Annotated in this window: 18 protein-coding genes; 9 read left to right on the forward strand and 9 right to left on the reverse strand. The window is 47.6% G+C overall.

The window, feature by feature from the left end; all coding sequences use genetic code 11:
* Positions 1 to 25: 25 nt before the first annotated feature.
* From B2739_RS03260 to minC, 6 genes are all read right to left on the reverse strand, one after another.
* Positions 26 to 1,630, reverse strand: a complete 1,605-nt coding sequence (locus B2739_RS03260; RefSeq protein WP_331344443.1) for a di-heme-cytochrome C peroxidase — start codon at positions 1,628 to 1,630, stop codon at positions 26 to 28.
* A gap of 177 nt (positions 1,631 to 1,807) precedes the next feature.
* The gene (locus B2739_RS03265; protein ID WP_331344444.1) at positions 1,808 to 3,349 is read right to left on the reverse strand and encodes a helicase HerA-like domain-containing protein; all 1,542 of its coding nucleotides are present in this window, start codon (positions 3,347 to 3,349) and stop codon (positions 1,808 to 1,810) included.
* Positions 3,350 to 3,507: 158 nt separating this feature from the next.
* On the reverse strand, positions 3,508 to 4,140 hold the full coding sequence (locus B2739_RS03270; protein WP_331344445.1) for a 3'-5' exonuclease: 633 nt from the start codon (positions 4,138 to 4,140) through the stop codon (positions 3,508 to 3,510).
* Between the two features lie 130 nt (positions 4,141 to 4,270).
* Positions 4,271 to 4,528 (reverse strand): cell division topological specificity factor MinE, encoded by a 258-nt coding sequence (gene minE, locus B2739_RS03275; RefSeq protein WP_049630528.1) that lies wholly within the window; start codon positions 4,526 to 4,528, stop codon positions 4,271 to 4,273.
* Positions 4,529 to 4,531: 3 nt separating this feature from the next.
* Positions 4,532 to 5,341, reverse strand: a complete 810-nt coding sequence (gene minD / locus B2739_RS03280) for a septum site-determining protein MinD (RefSeq protein ID WP_331344446.1) — start codon at positions 5,339 to 5,341, stop codon at positions 4,532 to 4,534.
* A 96-nt stretch (positions 5,342 to 5,437) separates the two neighbouring features.
* On the reverse strand, positions 5,438 to 6,208 hold the full coding sequence (gene minC, locus B2739_RS03285) for a septum site-determining protein MinC (protein WP_331344447.1): 771 nt from the start codon (positions 6,206 to 6,208) through the stop codon (positions 5,438 to 5,440).
* 231 nt (positions 6,209 to 6,439) lie between these two features.
* Between minC and B2739_RS03290 the strand changes: the two genes are divergently transcribed.
* Both B2739_RS03290 and B2739_RS03295 read left to right on the forward strand, forming a co-directional pair.
* On the forward strand, positions 6,440 to 7,975 hold the full coding sequence (locus B2739_RS03290; RefSeq protein WP_331344448.1) for a DUF3300 domain-containing protein: 1,536 nt from the start codon (positions 6,440 to 6,442) through the stop codon (positions 7,973 to 7,975).
* Between the two features lie 187 nt (positions 7,976 to 8,162).
* The gene (locus B2739_RS03295) at positions 8,163 to 8,729 is read left to right on the forward strand and encodes a hypothetical protein (RefSeq protein WP_331344449.1); all 567 of its coding nucleotides are present in this window, start codon (positions 8,163 to 8,165) and stop codon (positions 8,727 to 8,729) included.
* 87 nt (positions 8,730 to 8,816) lie between these two features.
* Here B2739_RS03295 and B2739_RS03300 read toward each other — a convergent pair whose 3' ends face one another.
* Positions 8,817 to 9,920 (reverse strand): site-2 protease family protein, encoded by a 1,104-nt coding sequence (locus tag B2739_RS03300; RefSeq protein ID WP_331344450.1) that lies wholly within the window; start codon positions 9,918 to 9,920, stop codon positions 8,817 to 8,819.
* 194 nt (positions 9,921 to 10,114) lie between these two features.
* On the opposite strand from B2739_RS03300, the gene B2739_RS03305 reads away from it, so the two are divergent.
* Both B2739_RS03305 and B2739_RS03310 read left to right on the forward strand, forming a co-directional pair.
* On the forward strand, positions 10,115 to 10,948 hold the full coding sequence (locus B2739_RS03305) for a CvfB family protein (protein ID WP_331344451.1): 834 nt from the start codon (positions 10,115 to 10,117) through the stop codon (positions 10,946 to 10,948).
* 42 nt (positions 10,949 to 10,990) lie between these two features.
* The gene (locus B2739_RS03310; protein ID WP_331344452.1) at positions 10,991 to 11,986 is read left to right on the forward strand and encodes a Gfo/Idh/MocA family oxidoreductase; all 996 of its coding nucleotides are present in this window, start codon (positions 10,991 to 10,993) and stop codon (positions 11,984 to 11,986) included.
* A 91-nt stretch (positions 11,987 to 12,077) separates the two neighbouring features.
* Here B2739_RS03310 and B2739_RS03315 read toward each other — a convergent pair whose 3' ends face one another.
* Both B2739_RS03315 and B2739_RS03320 read right to left on the reverse strand, forming a co-directional pair.
* Positions 12,078 to 12,632, reverse strand: a complete 555-nt coding sequence (locus B2739_RS03315; protein ID WP_331344453.1) for a DUF1415 domain-containing protein — start codon at positions 12,630 to 12,632, stop codon at positions 12,078 to 12,080.
* 2 nt (positions 12,633 to 12,634) lie between these two features.
* Positions 12,635 to 13,117, reverse strand: a complete 483-nt coding sequence (locus tag B2739_RS03320) for a DUF1456 family protein (protein ID WP_331344454.1) — start codon at positions 13,115 to 13,117, stop codon at positions 12,635 to 12,637.
* A gap of 73 nt (positions 13,118 to 13,190) precedes the next feature.
* Between B2739_RS03320 and B2739_RS03325 the strand changes: the two genes are divergently transcribed.
* The 5 genes from B2739_RS03325 (at position 13,191) to B2739_RS03345 (ending at position 18,242) form a co-directional block, all read left to right on the forward strand.
* Positions 13,191 to 13,730, forward strand: a complete 540-nt coding sequence (locus B2739_RS03325) for a sugar O-acetyltransferase (protein ID WP_331344455.1) — start codon at positions 13,191 to 13,193, stop codon at positions 13,728 to 13,730.
* 198 nt (positions 13,731 to 13,928) lie between these two features.
* Positions 13,929 to 14,525, forward strand: a complete 597-nt coding sequence (locus B2739_RS03330; RefSeq protein WP_331344456.1) for a PEP-CTERM sorting domain-containing protein — start codon at positions 13,929 to 13,931, stop codon at positions 14,523 to 14,525.
* A gap of 219 nt (positions 14,526 to 14,744) precedes the next feature.
* Positions 14,745 to 15,113, forward strand: a complete 369-nt coding sequence (locus tag B2739_RS03335) for an OadG family protein (protein WP_331344457.1) — start codon at positions 14,745 to 14,747, stop codon at positions 15,111 to 15,113.
* 15 nt (positions 15,114 to 15,128) lie between these two features.
* Positions 15,129 to 16,925 carry a sodium-extruding oxaloacetate decarboxylase subunit alpha gene (gene oadA / locus B2739_RS03340; RefSeq protein WP_331344458.1) on the forward strand — a complete coding sequence of 599 codons (1,797 nt, stop codon included), beginning with the start codon at positions 15,129 to 15,131 and terminating at the stop codon, positions 16,923 to 16,925.
* Between the two features lie 3 nt (positions 16,926 to 16,928).
* The gene (locus B2739_RS03345) at positions 16,929 to 18,242 is read left to right on the forward strand and encodes a sodium ion-translocating decarboxylase subunit beta (protein WP_331344459.1); all 1,314 of its coding nucleotides are present in this window, start codon (positions 16,929 to 16,931) and stop codon (positions 18,240 to 18,242) included.
* The last annotated feature ends 76 nt before the right edge of the window (positions 18,243 to 18,318 follow it).

Below are 18,318 nucleotides of genomic sequence, written 5' to 3' on the forward strand. Positions count from 1 at the left end.
CTGACCGGCTTTTTTCTCGCAAGGGTTACAAACTTTTTACATACTCTACCAACGCCCAGCGTTCATCTTCGGACAGTTGTGTACCGTATTCATGCCCCGCATTGGAATTACCCGGCAGGCGGGTATTGAAAAAACTGGTGTTGTCCCCCGAGTGAGTCTGGTAACCCACCTTGTTTGTATCCAGTTCAATATTGCCCACATAAAACGATACCGGGCGCTGTGCGGCAGGCAGCAGCAAATCATAAATCGTGGGCACAGAACCATTGTGTAAATAAGGCGCAGATGCCCAAACACCGTTAATTGGCCGCGCTTTATAACTGTTATAGACGGACTGTTGTGGCGGATCATCATTGGAGCGATATTCTTTAAAGAGTGCTTTTGTGGTTTGCCAAGGCTGATTCAACAAAGCACCGGTAGCCGCATGCGTTACCAAATCCAAAGGCGATGTTTCGGCAGGCAATTTATCGCCAAACAATACCATTGCTTTTTCACCTTCCAGAATGCCGCTTTTGACTTTGTGCTGGATAAAATTTTCCGCCATTAACGGGTCAGTCCCCACTTCTTTATAAGGCGTGAGCACTGCGCGCAATTTACGTTTTTTATGGGTGGGATCAACAATGCTGTGACACTCAAGACAATATTGATCGTAGAGTTTTTTTCCTGCTGCAATTTTTGCCTGATCGAATTCACCGGCCAATTCTGTTGGCCATTTGGGTGCAACCAATTGATAAAAATCGCGCTGCATATTGCCAAGATTACTAATGCGGATCGACGATGGATAAGTCGTTTTATTTTTGTGGATACTGACAGTACCGTAAACCGCTAATGCCGTAATAGCATTTTGGAACAGCGGGCCGGGTTCTTTGTTCGGTGCCGAGGCATTCCACTGCACAACATTCAGGTGGGAGGCATCCCACAATACCGGATAGCTTGTGGGCGCATTAGGCATACGAATATTTTCTGGCATCGCCAAGGCTTCTGCCGCAATCGCATTAAAAATTTGCCCGAAGGCATCGAGCCGCCCATGGCCATAAGGGACATCTGTTACATTAACGGCGTAGTGTTGTTCCAGTTCTGCAATACGGATTTTTAGCTGTGCCGCAAGTTCATCCACACTAACAAGGTCTTTGGCTTTTGTGGAGCTAGCAGCAACATTCGCTGAAAAACGCGCAAATTTTTCGCTGTCTTCAACAGTTGCTTTTAATGCTGCAAGGAGTTGTTGTTCAAAGCCGGTGAAATCAATTAACGCCTGGCCACCATCGATACGGATACGTTTGCCATTAATAATCACTTGTCCGGTATGGCAGGCGGCACAAGTCAATCCGACATAATCACCATTTTTACGATCGCGATCACGCACCACACCAACCGGTAGGCCATCAGGATTGTACTCATCAGCCAAGGCCGTAATAAAACCCAACGCGCGCATATTGTTATTATCGCGCAACAGTGTGGTGCTCCCGGCTTGTTCCAGGGCGATAAACCAACTGTAAGGAATTATTCGGGAACCAAAAGAGGTGAAAGAAAGTTGCTGGCGGGTTTTATGATCCCACCCTTGGTCAAGATACAGAGTGTCATCTGCCTGTAGCGGCATTGCGAATAATAATAACCAGGGAATTATTTTTTTCATGCTGCATCCTCCAACATTGTTTAATGACTGGCCCCATATCCCGATGAGGCCAAATCCATTAAATTCCGCTGATGAATGCGAATTCCCTGCAAGACAATTTTTTATAACTGCAATCTATGAAGACTATAGCCGATGAATCCTCATCCGCATATTACCGCACCTAACATGTCACTCTGATTAACGCCGCCCGCCCAACAGCGATCCAAGAATGCCGCGCACAATTTGCCGCCCCAGATTGCTACCAATGGCGCGCGCCGCACTTTTGGCAAACGCATCTACCGCTGAATCTCGCTTGGCACTGGTGCGCCCTGCTTGTTGCTGAGCTTTTTGTTGTTCTTTTTGCTGCTGCGCATATTCTTTTTGTTGCTGTTTAAATATGCGCTCCTGCTCTGCACGCAATTGTTCCTGAATTTTTTGTTGCTGATCCGATTGGGTTTGCTGGGCAACGCGATTTTTTAACACTTCGTAGGCCGATTCGCGATCAATTACCTGATTGTAGATCGCCTTGTAAGGTGAGCGCGCCATCACATCACTTCGCTCTTCATCTGTCAGAGGGCCAATACGTGAGGCGGGCGGCGCAACCATCACACGTTCAACCGGCGTGGGTGATCCTTTTTCATCAAGTACCGACACCAAGGCTTCACCTATTCCCAATTCGGTGATAACTGCTTCGGTGGAAAATGCCGGATTAGGCCGGAATGTTTGCGCTGCAACTTTTACCGCTTGTTGGTCTTTGGGTGTGTACGCACGCAATGCGTGTTGAATACGATTGCCCAATTGGCCAAGCACTGAATCCGGAATATCGGCAGGGCTTTGGGAAATAAAATAAATGCCTACACCTTTAGAGCGGATCAATCGCACCACTTGCTCAATTTTATCAACCAACAGCTTGGGCGCTCCGTTAAAAAGCAAATGCGCTTCATCAAAAAAGAACACCAGCTTGGGTTTATCCGCATCGCCCTGTTCAGGTAAATTTTCAAACAACTCGGAAATCAGCCAGAGCAGAAAAATGGCGTAGAGTTTAGGTTGATTGACGAGCGTGGTTGCATCCAGAATATTGACAACGCCGGTTCCCTCCAGTGTCACTTGCATCAAATGATTTAAATCCAATGCGGGCTCACCAAAAAATTGATCAGCGCCTTCTTGTTCCAACATCATCAACCGGCGCTGTATTGCAGCAATACTGGCTTCACTGATTCCACCGTATTCATCTTCCAAATTTTTGCGCTCATCTTTCATCCAGTTGAGCATGGCTTGCAAATCTTTCAGATCCAACATCAACATGCCTTGATCGTCGGCAATTTTAAACGCAGCGTAAAGTACACCGGTTTGGGTTTCGTTGAGGTCAAAAAAATTAGCGAGCAATAAAGGCCCAAAATCTGAAATCGTTGCGCGTACAGGATGGCCTTTTTTTGCGTACAGATCCCAAAAAACACACGGAAATAACCGCTGCTGATAATCCGTAATATTCATCAGCTGTACGCGCTCATCGACCTTAGCGTGCGGCTTGCCCGCTTTGGCAAGGCCGGACAAATCGCCTTTGATGTCCGCCATAAAAACCGGCACACCCGCTTTGGCAAAACCTTCAGCGAGCACTTGTAAACTCACTGTTTTGCCAGTGCCAGTTGCGCCCGCAATCAATCCGTGGCGATTTGCCATACGCAAATTCAGCTGTGCATGTTGTTGCCCATTTCCGCCAATAAGAAAGTAGTTGCCCATAATGCATCCTGAAAAATAATGTTTGTTTATACTAACAACTTAAAAATTTCACGTTTTCCGGTTGAAACGACTGACCGCTATCACTGACAGTTTTGCTGCCGTAATATTGGCGGGATCAAACGCATGCATTCAACTCCATCACGTCCAATTACGATAGGCTAAAGGGATTGCGTTTGTTGTTGCGCATACAGCTTCTTAAGCTGATGCTTGGGTGTTTTTGTCAACGCGTGCATAAACCCAAATGATAGCGCATCTATATTATGTTGCTCTCGCAACTCATCAAGCATGCTTAACCATAAATGTGCAGTTACTTCAGCATCGGCCAATGCGCGGTGATAAATACCATCACTGGGTAAATTTTTATATTGTGCCAGGGTCGCCAATTGGTGATTGGGAGCCAATTGAAAAATGCGGCGGGCCGCCAACAAGCTGCAGACTATACCGCCAGAAAAGTATTTTTTAATACGCCGGAATTCTGCACGCAAAAATCGCTCATCAAAACTGGCATTGTGTGCAACCAAATTATGCCCGGCAATAAATTCATAGAAATCTGCCATTACCACGGCATTACTGCGCGCCTCTTTCACCATGGAATTGGTGATTCCAGTGAGATTTTCAATAAATAATGGAATGCGGATTCCCGGGTTCATCACTTGCTGGAAACGATCAGTAATTTTGCCGCTTTCAATTAACACAGCACCAATTTCTATCGCCCTGTCACCCATATCCGGTGAGAGGCCTGTTGTTTCAAAGTCAAATACAACCAAGTGATCAGCTGATTTTTGTTGCACATCCATCACCATTTGCGCGGTTCACCATACCTATTTATATCTTTAATATTAATTCACCAGAAAAAAAGGGATGCACTGACAAGCCAGTGCATCCCTTTTATCTTGCTGCAACATAACCGCAGCACCGCAATTAATCCGGAAGGGTAATATTCAATTCCAATACCGAACAATTATCGGAATTGTCGAGATTGACTGTTACCTGATCCGATTCGATATGAATATATTTACGGATCACCGCAATAATTTCCTGCTGCATTTGCGGCAAAAAATCCGGCTGATTCAGGTTGCGCTTGGTCCGTTCATGCGCAACGATAATTTGCAAGCGCTCTTTGGCCACAGAAGCCGATGAAGGCGCGCGTTTTTTCATTAAAAAATCCAGAATGCTCACGGCTTACACCCCCAGCAATCGTTTCAGGAAACTTTTCTTCTCCGCTTCAAGGAAGCGATGAGGAATATCTTTACCAAGCAAACGATCAACTGCATCGCTATACGCTTGGCCTGCCTGTGTTGCCTCATCAAGAATTACCGGTGCGCCCTGGTTAGAGGCTTTTAATACCGCTTCTGATTCAGGAATCACCCCCAGCAATGGAATTGCCAGAATTTCTTCTACATCATTTACGCTGAGCATTTCACCAGCATCAACGCGCGCTGGATTATAGCGGGTCAACAACAAGTGCTCTTTGATTGGCTCCAAACCTTGTTCTGCACGACGGGATTTGCTTTGCAAAATACCGAGGATACGATCCGAATCGCGTACAGAGGATACTTCAGGGTTAGTCACTACAATCGCAACGTCTGCAAAATAAAGTGCCATCAATGCGCCCTGCTCAATGCCTGCAGGAGAATCACAAACAATGTATTCAAAATCTTTAGCAAGTTCATTGAGAACGGCTTCAACACCTTCGCGCGTCAATGCGTCTTTATCGCGGGTTTGCGACGCAGGCAGTATGTACAAACCTTCGGTGCGTTTGTCTTTAATCAAAGATTGGTTAAGCGTGGACTCGCCTTTAATCACATTAACAAAGTCGTACACCACGCGGCGCTCACAACCCATAATAAGATCCAGATTACGCAGACCTACGTCAAAATCAATCACGACTGTTTTATGACCGCGCATAGCCAAACCAGTACTGATTGCTGCGCTGGATGTGGTTTTGCCCACACCGCCTTTACCTGATGTAACAACGATAATTTTGGCCAAGGGAAGGCTCCTGTTTGTATTCAATGTCTAATTAAGAAAATGGTTTTAAACGAAAATAAAAAATAGAACGGATTAAATGCGTGAACACAACAGCATTTAATTATTTACCAGCGCTTCAACAATCACTTTTTCTCCGCTCAGAGAAACTTGCACTGGTTTTTTTAATAATTCTTTCGGCAGTGAATCCTGCAATACAAAATTGCCGGCAACGGAAACCAACTCTGCTTCCATCTGCTGGCAAAAGATACGGGCGCTTTCGTCGCCTTTTACACCTGCCAGTGCACGCCCACGCAAGGTGCCATAAATATGGATATGGCCATCGGCCAATACTTCTGCACCCTCACTGACTTGCGCAAGGACAATCAGATCGGCACCTTCGGCATAAATCTGCTGGCCGGAACGCACCGGGCGGGTAACCACTTTGCTTTGGCGCTGCACCAGCCGCTCTTCGATCACTGTCTCAACCACGGTTTCGACAACCGTTTCTACCACACGCTCCACAACCGGTTCAGCTGATTTTGCCACCTCGGCTTTTGGCAGCTTGAGCGCTCGTTCGCTGGGGGTTGGCAGTACCGCCAACCCGGTCTTATTGACCGCCGCTAACAATACCTCAGGTACGCCGCTAAAACCTAGTGGTTGTAAATCCAGCTCGCGACAAATGGCAAGTAAATCAGCAGGCTTTTTCAGGCTCTCGGGGTTTTCAAGGCGATCCAGATTGATCAGTACAGGTGAGTTATTAAAAAACTGCGGCGCCTGGACGATCTTTTCTTTCAATTCAGCCAACAGGCTCTTGGGTTCGTAACGCACAATCGCCAATACCACCACGGTAACGGCACTGCCTTTTAATTGGAAATTCACATCGATCATGCGTGGCTCGCTTATTGGGCTCGGCTGTGGGATAAATCCCGGAGGGCATTTTTCACGAAAGTGCGCATTATCGGGGTGCCACCTGATTAGTCAAGCAAGGCTTGCACCTTGACCCTTATGTCGCTCGTATACAGTTCAGCTCGCGTTAAGCGCGAGACTCCTATAAAGAATCCATACCTGTACCTGCGCCCTCATTGAGGGTCATTATTGGCTAACCCAGCGAGCGCTATCATGAACAGCCATTTACTCCACAAGCCCGGTAAACTTGCATTGACCATCAGCCTGTTATTGCCGTTGTTGGTAGGCTGCACAACCAGCCAAGCCGTTGACCGACCGGGCTACAGTGCGAGCGCAGCACAAGCCAATTTCAGTGAAGCCCAAGTGGATGCACTGCTCGCCCCTATCGCCCTCTACCCGGATACCGTTTTATCCCATGTGCTTATCGCCTCTACTTACCCTCTGGAAGTAGTGGAAGCCGACCGCTGGGCGCGCAACAACAGCCGTTTGAAAGGGGATGATGCTGTTTCGGCAGTCGATAACAAAGACTGGGACCCCAGCGTCAAGGCACTGGTCGCCTTCCCTGACATCCTGAAACGTATGAGTGATGATCTGGACTGGACCCAACAATTGGGCGATGCCTTCCTCGCCGATGAAGAAGGCGTTATGGATAGCATCCAAAAACTGCGCAACCGTGCTTATGCCTCGGGCAACCTCGACAAAGTCGAGCATGTACGGGTGATACGCGAAGAAAAAACCATTGTGATTGAGCCCTCGGTTGAGCGCGTTGTGTATGTGCCCGCTTACGATACCCGCGTGGTGTATGGCAACTGGTGGTGGCCGGATTACCCGCCCGTGTATTGGCATTACCCGAGCAGCTATGTGTTTGTGTCAGGGTTTTATTGGGGACCAAGGGTATATATCGGCCCAAGCTTTTACTTCAGCGGTTGTCATTGGCGCGACCGCCGCGTGGTCGTGATTGATCGCCACCACCATCACGGCCAGCGCTTTTACGATAGCCGCAGCGTAGTGCGTTACAGTCAGGCCAAACACTGGCATCACAATCCGGTGCACAGACGCGGCGTTGCCTACTACGACAACCACACCCGTGAACGCTTCCAAAGTCCACGTGAAAGTTATCGCGATTCACGTGAATATCGCGCCAACTTACGCAACGACTTTCAGGGCGGTGAGCGCGGACGTGCAATCGAACCCAACCGTGCGCGCGACCAACGTCAGGGGCGCGACGAACAATTCCAGCAACGCCTGCAGCGCAACCAAGCGGGACAAGTGCAAACCAACCGCGAACGCCCGCAACAACAATTGCGTGACCAACACCGTGCAGAACAACCCCGCGTAGAACAGCCTCGGGCAGAGCAGCTGCGTGAGCGTATGAACAACCGTGAAGGTCGCCAGATTGACCGGACGGTATCACCGCGTACCCAGATGCAATCGCCGGAGCGCGCCGAGCGGACTGAAAGCCCGAAAGCCCAACGGATGGAGCGCACCACCAACACTGAGCGAGACCGCACTCTTGATCAACCTCGCTATGAGCGCCCGCAAACAGAACAGAGAATTGAACGTCGCGAGACATTGCGCATGGAGCGCCCTGAACGACAGGAAAGACTGGAGCGAACAGAGAGACAGGAACGAGCGGAAAGACCGGAACGAGTAGAAAGGCCAGAGCGGATCGAGCGTTTTCAACGGGAAGACCGCCCAAGCCCGCGCAACAATGAGCGCAGCGAAATACGCGGTGGCCGCGAGCGTTAATGATCCAAACGATTGATCCGACGAGATACATATAGCCCTGCACCTTAATCCCGGTCGGGGCTATAACTTATCGATAGTAATTCCACCTCCCGAATGCCTGTGCACAGCCACAGCAAACTTTTATACTACTGCAATATTCATCCACTAGACTGCAACCCCTGCCCCGTATAAGAGCCCAAAGTTGTTTATGCAGAAAATCGCATCCCTCTCGCGTATTACCACCTTAATAATCCTGATATCCGGCTTATTAGCTTGTAGCACCACAAGCAATAAAATTGCCCGTGAAGCCAATAGCTGGCCGCAAGGCATGCCATCGCGTGCGTACTTTGTAAAAGTATACGAGGCAGACAAGGCCAACAAAGACATCCAGACCCAAGAGGAATACCTCACCTGGATTGTGCGCTTTTATAACGGCTGGGAATTGTATCGTCGCGGTTGGATTAAAATGACCGACGAACTCGTCGCTCAAGTTGAAGATCCCCGTCAGGTCAAAGAAATCAAACACAAGATTGACCGCATAGGCAGACTTGTCTCTGGTGAGTGGGCAAAAAAATCCGATACCCGCACTATTTATTTGCGCCATGTTTCTATTTGGGGCAACGCTTTATTGGAATCGCTTGACCGCAATGAAGCGCTTCCACTTATCAATCGCGTCAATCAGGATGTTGATGATTTACTTGCACACAAAATTAACGCCGATGTCATCACCGCCGAACGTTATTTTCCGCCAGATGAAAACGATCCATTTCTTTAACAATTCCATTTCTACAATATCAAAGATTAAAAAAATCCCCGGTCGATTTACATCGCCGGGGATTTTTCATTAATACCTGCAAAAATTTTATGATGCCAACACTTTGATCGCAATTTCAGAGCCGGGCAAACCATCTTGGGCGATCAGGATAATCATCCCTAAAAACACCGCTACCACTACCAGATACCATAACACCGAGAACCAGATACCGTAGGATTTTAACGGTGTAATATCTTCTGCCAAGCCCACCTTCCAACCTGTAACAATATCAATCACACCCAGCACAATAAAAAAGGTGATGAAATAAAAACCCAATTTCCACGCTAACACAAAACACACTGCAGAAATCGCAAGCAGCGCAACCAATGCCAGATAGTTACGCCCGGAAAACACCAATGCCTTCACTACTCGCCCACCATCGAGTGGATACACAGGAATCAAATTAAATAAATTTAACAACGCACTGGTCGATGCAACCAAACCGGCAAAGTGGCTGTCGGTAACGAGATACACAATGTAAAACACAACGGTCATGATTAAACCGAACACCGGCCCCATCATGGAAATATAGACATCCTGCCAGCGGGTTTTGGGCATATCGCCAACGGCAATGCCGCCCACAAACGGAATCAAGTACATGCCTTTCGTTGGCAGTCCGCATTTTTTCATCGCGCGCAAATGACCATACTCATGAAACACCAATACCCCAATCAACGCGAGCGCAAACTCCAGAGTGAACATCACGCTGTAGACTGCTACCGATGCCGCAAGCAAAGCGACCTTAAACACCTGCACCGCTTTTAATAATTTGAAGGCAATCAAACCTATAGATAACCACGAGGTTGCAGGTTTTGTGTGTGCAGGTTCTTGTGTTGCGATGGAGTCTGCAGGTGCCGCTTGCTCATCAACTACTGGCAAAACCAATGGCGCAGTCGCATGCAATACCTGCAACTCATCCACCCAAAATTCATAGGTCACTTGCGCTGCCGCCACATCCATACGATACGCCAAACGCGCTTCACCCACGCCATCCAGATTAAAACGGTATTCGTTTTGTGGGCCAAAATTGCGCGCGTGAACCACCGGAGTAGCATCAACCAACACCACTTCTTCACCTGTACCCGGTGTTAATTCAACACGTATTTGCCTATCGGCATAATCAAACGACAACAACTGCATGCTCTTTTGCATAACGACAACTCAACTACAGCTTAAAAATCAAAGATCGGGATTTGCTGGCCTCAGCCTGCGCTTGGGCATAAACTATGCGCTTTATTTGCAGCACACTCTATTTGCAGCACACTATTCCAGATTTTTCACTCCTGCAGACTTCTCGCTACAGTAGACTTCTATAGAACAGGCACAAAAACAGGCACAGGCTTCCCATGTTACAAATCGGTAGAATCAACCGCTTAACCATCATCAAACACACTGACTTCGGCATTTTTCTTGATGGTGGCAAGTTTGGCAACATTTTATTACCCAAACGCTATGTCACCGACGACATGAAAATCGGTTTACCGCTGGATGTTTTTATTTATCTGGATTCCGATGATTGCATTATCGCCACCACACTCACGCCAAAAGCCATGGTCGGTGAATGTGCATTTTTAGAAGTCAAAGAGGTCAATAACGTCGGTGCATTTCTCGATTGGGGCTTACCCAAAGATTTGCTTGTACCCTATGGCGAACAACACAAACCTATGGAAGCTGGCCGCTCTTACGTGGTGTGCATTTATCTGGATGAATACACCGGCCGCATTACCGCATCATCGCGCCTGAGCCGCCACCTTGAAGAACGCGCAAGCGGCCTGCGTGCGCAACAAGCTGTTGATTTATTAATTTGTGGCCGCAGCGATATGGGCTACAAAGCCGTTATCAACCACACGCACCTGGGTTTGGTTTTCCGCGATGAAGCCTTCCGCACGCTGCTCTACGGTGAAAAAGTAAAAGGTTATATCAAAAGCATCCGTCCCGACCGCAAAATTGATTTGAGCTTGCAAGCGCAGGCACGCGACAGCAAAGATGATTTAGCAGAAAAAATTCTCGCCGATTTACAACGCCGCGGCGGCACTTCTTACCTGACAGACAAAAGCGAACCAGAAGAGATCTATAAAGCATTTAATGTTAGTAAAGGCAATTACAAAAATGCACTGAGCCTGCTTTACAAACAACGTAAAATTTTAATCACCAAAGAAAAAATTACGTTGGTGCAATAAGAATCAAGGTGAAGCAAGAGTAAAGGTGGAGCAATAACAACAATGACTGATGTAAATAAGACCATCCGCTGGGGCATTATCGGTGTCGGTGATGTGTGTGAAGTAAAAAGTGGCCCCGGCTTTTACAAAGCGCCCCATTCAGAACTTATTGCAGTGATGCGCCGCAATGGCGAAAAAGCCAGGGATTTCGCACAGCGTCATCAGGTAGCGCACTGGTACGACAATGCTGAGGCACTGCTCGCCAATCCGGATGTCAATGCAATTTATATCGCCACACCACCGGCGCAACATAAAGACTATGCCATCGCCGCATTACACGCCGGAAAAAACGTGTATATCGAAAAACCGGTGACGCTTAACGCTGGCGAATGCGATGCAATTATCGCAGCAGAAAAATCCAGCGGTAAAAAAGTCAGTGTTGCGCATTATCGCCGTTACGTACCCTGCTTTATGAAAATGGCAGAGCTGATTCGTACCGGCGCCATTGGTGATGTGCTAATGGTGCAGGTGGATATGTTGCGCCCCGTTAACGATAAAATTATTGCAAAAACCGAGGAAAATTGGCGAGTAAACCCAGCGCTATCGGGCGGCGGTTTATTTCACGATTTATCCCCTCACCAGCTTGATCTTATGTTGTATTGGTTTGGATCAGTCGTACAAGCAAGCGGTTTTGGTTACAACCAACGGCAATTCAATGCAGCAGATGATTGCGTACATGGCTGGGCAAAATTTGATAGTGGCGTAGTGTTACAAGGGCGCTGGCATTATGCAGTTGCACCGGAACAAACACGCGACCTGTGCGAAGTTATCGGAACCGCAGGGAAATTATCGATCAATTTTTTTGGCCAACAAGTTATTCGCTTGAGCAATGCAAAAGGCGAACAGGAAATAGTTATTCCCAATCCGCAACACATCCAACAGCCGATGATTGAACAAGTAAATCGCTATTTCCGCGGAGAACGGGATAACCCATGCAGCGTGAGCGAAGCCAAAAAAGTGATGGAATTGATTGATTGTTTTAGCAAGCCGTTAATGTAATTACAGCTACAATGTAGCCCGTATGGAACCTAGCGAAATAGGGATTCAACCCAACGCCCCACACCCCGCAATCCGTTTCACTCCTTGCGGGCTACTTGCCAAATAGATACGGAAACAGTTTTTGTTTTTCTTCTGCCGTTAAACTTTCTACTCGCGCCTTATTAATCTCTGGAATTTCATCCACATCAGAGAAATATTCCAGTGCTTTTTCCAGGCTCGCCTCGCGGATGATATGCAACACAGGATAAGGCGCACGGTTGGTAAGATTTTCTGCATCGTCCGGTTCGGCATCGGCAAAGCAATAATCCGGATGAAACGTGGCGATCTGATATACACCGATCCAACGATTGCGTTTGAGCAGTTGGTCAGCCCAATTTAAAAACTGGTTGTAATCAAAAAAATCCTGCAGATGATTAGGAATAATGACCAACGTGGTTTCTATCTCGCTGGCTGATTTTTCGTCGAGCAATTCCATTTCACGCTGCAGATCTTGCAATAAGGCTTCATCTTCCTGCGCATTGCTAACAACAAAACGTACGCGATTTTCACGCGTAGGCTTAGCGGAAAACGGGCAGAGATTTAAGCCAATCACGACCTCATTTAACCAACGAGCCACATTGGCGATCACCAGCGCGCTTGTGTCCATCCCTAAACCCCGGCAGCACGCTGCTGCAATAACAATCCGAGCCCCTCAATAAAATCGAGCACCAAGTTATCATCGCAAACTTTGTAATGCTCGTGACCGGGTTTGCGGAACAGTGCAGACAAATCGGATTTGGTTAATTCAATGGTTGCCAACTTAAGCGCATCGCGCACATCCTGCTCATGCAAATTAAAAGCGATACGCAATTTTTTCAGCACATCATTGTTGGAAATTTTGTGGTGTTTTTCGATGACTTCCGGTTGGGCATCGGCCTTTTTGCCGCGCTTTTGGTCGATTAAATTATTCAGAAAAATAAGCAGGATATGTTCCGGCATAGCTTCAAAGCCGGGTTGATAATCGGTTTTAAGCAGGTTAACGACTTCTTTTTCGCTTAACTCAATATCCGATTGTGCAAACACGACCTGAATTTGTTCTACGGTTAACGGCAAGGATTGCGTCAGTTTACGGAAAATATCATTGGTTCTCATAGGGTGGCTCTTTGAATGAATCAGTTAATTCGGGCATTCTACCGTAATCGACCCCATTCAAGTGAGCCGACCGATGAATCCTTTTACCGAAGTAAACCCGCATGATCCGCAGCTCAGGGCTGAACGCAAACGTGCCAAGCAACTTTGTCAGCAACTCAACGCCCTGCCCGCCGATCAAACCAAAGCGCGCAAGCCGATTTACCAACAACTCTTCGGGCAAGTATCAAGCGCTTACATCGAACCGAATTTCTTCTGCGATTACGGCAGCAATATTTTTTTGGGTGAAAAATTTTATGCCAATCACAACTGCATCATTCTGGATTGCGCCGAAGTCCGTATTGGCGACCGCGTCATGTTCGGCCCAAGCGTACAGATTTATGCAACAACCCATCCACTCGACCCGCTTGAACGCGCAACCGGCAAGGAATTTTGTGCAGCCGTCACCATTGGTGATGATTGCTGGATTGGCGGCGGTGCAATTATTTTGGCAGGCGTAACCATCGGCAAAGGTTCGGTCGTTGGTGCAGGCAGCGTAGTGACAAAAGATATTCCCGAAGGCGTTGTTGCGGTGGGAAATCCTTGCTCAGTAATTAGATCAACAGGTAACAATTAAGTACTACCGGATCAACATCCCACCGCATTATCAAGATCGCAACATGTCGAAATTTCTTACAAAAAGACCTTGCCAAAAAATATAAATTTCTATAAGCGATTGAAATTTATAATTATTTTCAATATGGCACCTGATGTGCTATTTGGGCGCCGAGGTGATGGCACCTCAATTAACTCTTTTCAAAGGAAACGAACCACTATGAAAATGTTTTTTACTGCCCTTGTGCTGTTGGCCACCTGCTCTGCAAACGCAGCTTTAATTGATTTCACTTCTGAATCTATTGGCTACAAAGCGAATGGATACACAGTAAGCGGCGTGCAGCTGTTTGACACCATGGGCAGCGAATTAGATGTGTATGATTACGGTCATCAATCACACGGAAATGCTCTGGCAGTGAATAGCGACGACCAAAGCCAGTTGAAAATGATTTTCTCAAATGTTTACAGCTTTCTGTCACTTGACTTTGGAAACGATGATGCCGGTTACTCCAACGCAGGCGACCTTGCAATGCTGTCATTGTTTCTGGATGGCGTAAATGTAGGTAGCACCACCGTCGTACTTAACCGCGATGACTACATGAACCAGTCAATCAGCCTGTCTGGTATCAATTTCAACTCAGCAATTTTCGCTTATGTTGATGCTACGTTTAATCCAATTAACCTGATTGAAGTTGTCGATAATATTTCTTTCGACGGCATTCAAAGTAACGTTCCAGAATCAAGCAGCTTTATTCTGATGATGATGGGTTTGTTGGGCGTATTCCTGACTCGCCGCCGCATCAAGTCAAACGCTTAAAAATGGATAATTCTCGCAACCAGTTATGATTGCCTTCATCCTCCTGCAAGCGCGCAGGAGGAGTCGCGACCTCAAATAAAACGCATTCTTTTTTCCCCTCAGCTCTCTTCATAAAACCGTAGCAAATCAACACGTCAAATCGACCACAACGCTCTTTTCCCTTTGCGTTCGTGCGAACATCCTATATTTTCCTTGCCCTCAGTAGCCATTTTTCTTAAGGTGTCGCAGCTTTTCAAGGCGCAATACAGCCGTACCTATTCTTATAACGAACAGCTGCAACATCCGCATATGGCAGCGTTTTACACGAGAGGTCAGTTATTTATGCAAACGACGCTACTATCGCAAGCGCTCGATTTACTCATCTTTGGCATGGGCACCGTCTTTATATTCCTCGGGCTTCTGGTGATCGCAGTCAATGTATTGTCGCGCTTTATCAGTACATTTTTCCCCGAACCCATCATGCCGGATGCGCTTGCTACGCCGATAAAATCCACTGCATCGGCTATTCAAAACGATATCGATAACGACACCCTTGCCGCCATCCAGGCCGCTATTCATCAACATCGCAACAAGCATCCACGCGCCTGATTCCGGAGTTTACCAATGACTAACAATAACCCACTCGGTATTACCGATGTTGTGCTGCGCGATGCGCACCAATCCCTGTTTGCTACACGTATGCGTTTGGATGACATGCTGCCTATTGCGGAAAAGCTGGACAGCGTCGGATTCTGGTCGCTCGAATCCTGGGGCGGTGCAACCTTTGATGCCTGCATCCGCTATTTGGGTGAAGACCCGTGGGATCGCATCCGCGAATTAAAAAAAGCTATGCCCAAAACGCCGCAACAAATGTTGTTGCGTGGCCAAAATTTATTAGGCTATCGCCATTATGCCGATGACGTGGTGGAAACCTTTGTTGAACGCGCAGCACTGAGCGGCGTAGATGTATTCCGCGTATTCGATGCGATGAACGATATGCGCAACATAGAAATTGCCATGAAAGCAGTAAAACGCCATGGCAAGCACGCACAAGGCACACTGTCTTACACCACAAGCCCGGTGCACACACTCGATGGTTGGATTGCACAAGCCAAACAAATTGAAGACATGGGCGCAGATTCTATTTGCATTAAAGATATGGCCGGCCTGCTCAAACCCTATGATGGTTTCAAACTGGTCAAGCGCTTGAAAGAAGAGTGCGATATTCCCATCCATATGCAATGCCACGCTACTACAGGCCTTGCACACGCCACCATTTTGAAGTGTGTTGAAGCGGGCATCGATAATGTGGACACCGCCATTTCATCCATGTCCATGACCTACGGCCACAGCCCGACTGAAACGTTGGTGGCGACACTGGAAGGCACCAACCGCGATACCGGATTAAATTTAATTTTGCTGGAAGAGATAGCCGCCTATTTTCGTAATGTCCGCAAAAAATACGCGAAGTTTGAAGGCTCGTTATTGGGTGTCGATGGCCGCATTCTGATCGCCCAGGTTCCCGGTGGCATGCTCACTAACATGGAAAGCCAATTGCGCGAGCAAGGTGCGATTGATCGCTTTGATGAAGTACTGCAAGAAATTCCGCGCGTGCGCGAAGATTTGGGTTTTATTCCGCTGGTCACGCCCACTTCGCAAATCGTTGGCACCCAAGCCGTGTTAAACGTATTAAGTGGCGAGCGCTACAAAAATATTTCCAAAGAAACCGCGGGGGTTTTGCGCGGCGAATACGGTTCAACACCCGCGCCGATCAATGCCGAATTACAAGCAAAAGTGTTGCAAGACGGCGAGCAAGCTATCACTTGTCGACCGGCCGATAATATCGCACCGGAATTGGAACAATTGCGTGCCGATTTGGAAAAAGAAGCCGCGTTGCGCAACATCAAATTGCGCATCAATGAGCAAGCATTGGATGACGTACTCACTTATGCGCTCTTTCCGCAAATTGGTTTACGCTTTTTGGAAAACCGCAATAACCCCAACGCATTTGAACCTGCGCCCACCGGTAAAGAAAGCAGCATAATCACCAGCGCAAGTGGTGAGGAAATTTATACCGTAGATGTAGAAGGCAAAAGATTTACCGTTACCGTCAGCAACGGCGGCGACATCACCGGCATCAAACCGCTACAAGCAACCAGCAATAGCGGGACAACAAAACCCGTATCAACCGCGCAAGCACGCAATTTGCCTGCACCATTGGCGGGGAACATTATCAAAGTGTTTGTGAATGTAGGGGATGAAGTCAAAGAAGGCGATGTCATTTTGCTGCTTGAAGCCATGAAAATGGAAACCCAAATCAGCGCGCCCTGCTCGGGCACCATCAGCAGCGTTGAAGTTAAATCCGGTGATTCTGTTGCAGTAGGAAAAACACTGCTCGCCATAATACCGGCAGGAGAATAACCAATGGATACCTTACTGAATCTTTGGCATTCCACTGGCATTTACCACATCCAATCCGGGCATGCGATCATGATGGGCATTTGTCTGGTGCTGTTATTTCTCGCCATTCGCAAAGGTTTTGAACCTTTATTGTTAGTCCCTATCGGTTTCGGTGGATTATTGGCGAACTTACCGGCAGCCGGCCTGGCGCTTTCCGCGGTTGAACAAGCGCTACAAAACGGCACGCCGGAAATTGGCGCAGCACTTGCGCAATTAGCAGGATTACATGCAACTGACCCGGATGCATTGATTTACAAAACTCTCGCCAATGGTGATCCACAACTTTATCAAACCGCCATTCACATGGCACAGGTTGCAGGCTATGGCGATGGAATGCTCTATACGTTTTATAAAGTGGCAATTGCAAGTGGTGTAGCGCCACTGATTATTTTTATCGGTGTCGGTGCCATGACTGATTTTGGCCCACTACTTGCCAACCCAAAAACATTACTGCTTGGTGCCGCCGCACAATTTGGTATTTTTGCAACCGTATTGGGCGCAATTGGCCTGAGTTATTTCGGGATGGATTTTTCCATCGCCGATGCGGCCGCTATTGGTATTATCGGTGGTGCCGATGGCCCCACTGCCATTTATGTTGCCAGCAAATTAGCGCCTGATTTACTCGGCGCGATTGCAGTAGCGGCTTACAGTTACATGGCGCTGGTGCCGCTGATCCAACCGCCGATTATGCGCTTGCTGACCACCCAAGCTGAGCGCGGCATTGTGATGCAACAATTACGTAACGTTAGCAAACGCGAAAAAATTGTATTCCCGATTGCAATGCTAGGCTTGGTCGGATTAATCCTACCCGATGCAACACCGCTGCTCGGTGCATTTTGTTTGGGTAATTTAATGCGCGAATGTGGCGTGGTCGATCGTCTGTCCGATACTGCACAAAACGCATTAATTAATATCACCACGATTTTTTTAGGTTTGTCAGTTGGTTCCAAACTCGCTGCCGATAAATTCCTCGATCCTAAAACCCTCGGCATTCTTGCACTCGGTATTGTCGCGTTTGGTATAGGCACAGCTGCGGGTGTACTCATGGCAAAACTGATGAATGTGTTCAGCACAAACAAAATCAATCCATTAATCGGTTCCGCAGGCGTATCTGCTGTACCTATGGCGGCGCGTGTTTCCAACAAACTCGGCTTGCAGGCCAATCCGCAAAATTATTTGTTGATGCATGCAATGGGGCCAAACGTTGCTGGTGTGATAGGTTCTGCGATTGCAGCGGGGGTGATGATTACGATAGTGTCTAACCTCCCGGCAAATTAACCCACTGAAGAAAAACAAAAGGCTGCAAAAGAAATTTGCAGCCTTTTCTATACGCGCTCACTTACCGTTATGCGCA

Origin of the sequence: Cellvibrio sp. UBA7661, from assembly GCA_002483365.1 — a bacterium.
Classification (GTDB): Bacteria; Pseudomonadota; Gammaproteobacteria; order Pseudomonadales; family Cellvibrionaceae; genus Cellvibrio.

Coding starts and splice junctions, on each gene's coding strand:
- B2739_RS03345 (WP_331344459.1), top strand. CDS start 16,929: ATGGATACCTTACTGAATCTTTGGCATTCCACTGGCATTTACCACATC.
- B2739_RS03320 (WP_331344454.1), bottom strand. CDS start 13,117: ATGAGAACCAATGATATTTTCCGTAAACTGACGCAATCCTTGCCGTTA.
- B2739_RS03260 (WP_331344443.1), bottom strand. CDS start 1,630: ATGAAAAAAATAATTCCCTGGTTATTATTATTCGCAATGCCGCTACAG.
- minC (WP_331344447.1), bottom strand. CDS start 6,208: ATGATCGATGTGAATTTCCAATTAAAAGGCAGTGCCGTTACCGTGGTG.
- B2739_RS03295 (WP_331344449.1), top strand. CDS start 8,163: ATGCAGAAAATCGCATCCCTCTCGCGTATTACCACCTTAATAATCCTG.
- B2739_RS03290 (WP_331344448.1), top strand. CDS start 6,440: ATGAACAGCCATTTACTCCACAAGCCCGGTAAACTTGCATTGACCATC.
- B2739_RS03315 (WP_331344453.1), bottom strand. CDS start 12,632: ATGGACACAAGCGCGCTGGTGATCGCCAATGTGGCTCGTTGGTTAAAT.
- B2739_RS03330 (WP_331344456.1), top strand. CDS start 13,929: ATGAAAATGTTTTTTACTGCCCTTGTGCTGTTGGCCACCTGCTCTGCA.
- oadA (WP_331344458.1), top strand. CDS start 15,129: ATGACTAACAATAACCCACTCGGTATTACCGATGTTGTGCTGCGCGAT.
- B2739_RS03305 (WP_331344451.1), top strand. CDS start 10,115: ATGTTACAAATCGGTAGAATCAACCGCTTAACCATCATCAAACACACT.
- B2739_RS03325 (WP_331344455.1), top strand. CDS start 13,191: ATGAATCCTTTTACCGAAGTAAACCCGCATGATCCGCAGCTCAGGGCT.
- B2739_RS03310 (WP_331344452.1), top strand. CDS start 10,991: ATGACTGATGTAAATAAGACCATCCGCTGGGGCATTATCGGTGTCGGT.
- B2739_RS03300 (WP_331344450.1), bottom strand. CDS start 9,920: ATGCAAAAGAGCATGCAGTTGTTGTCGTTTGATTATGCCGATAGGCAA.
- B2739_RS03265 (WP_331344444.1), bottom strand. CDS start 3,349: ATGGGCAACTACTTTCTTATTGGCGGAAATGGGCAACAACATGCACAG.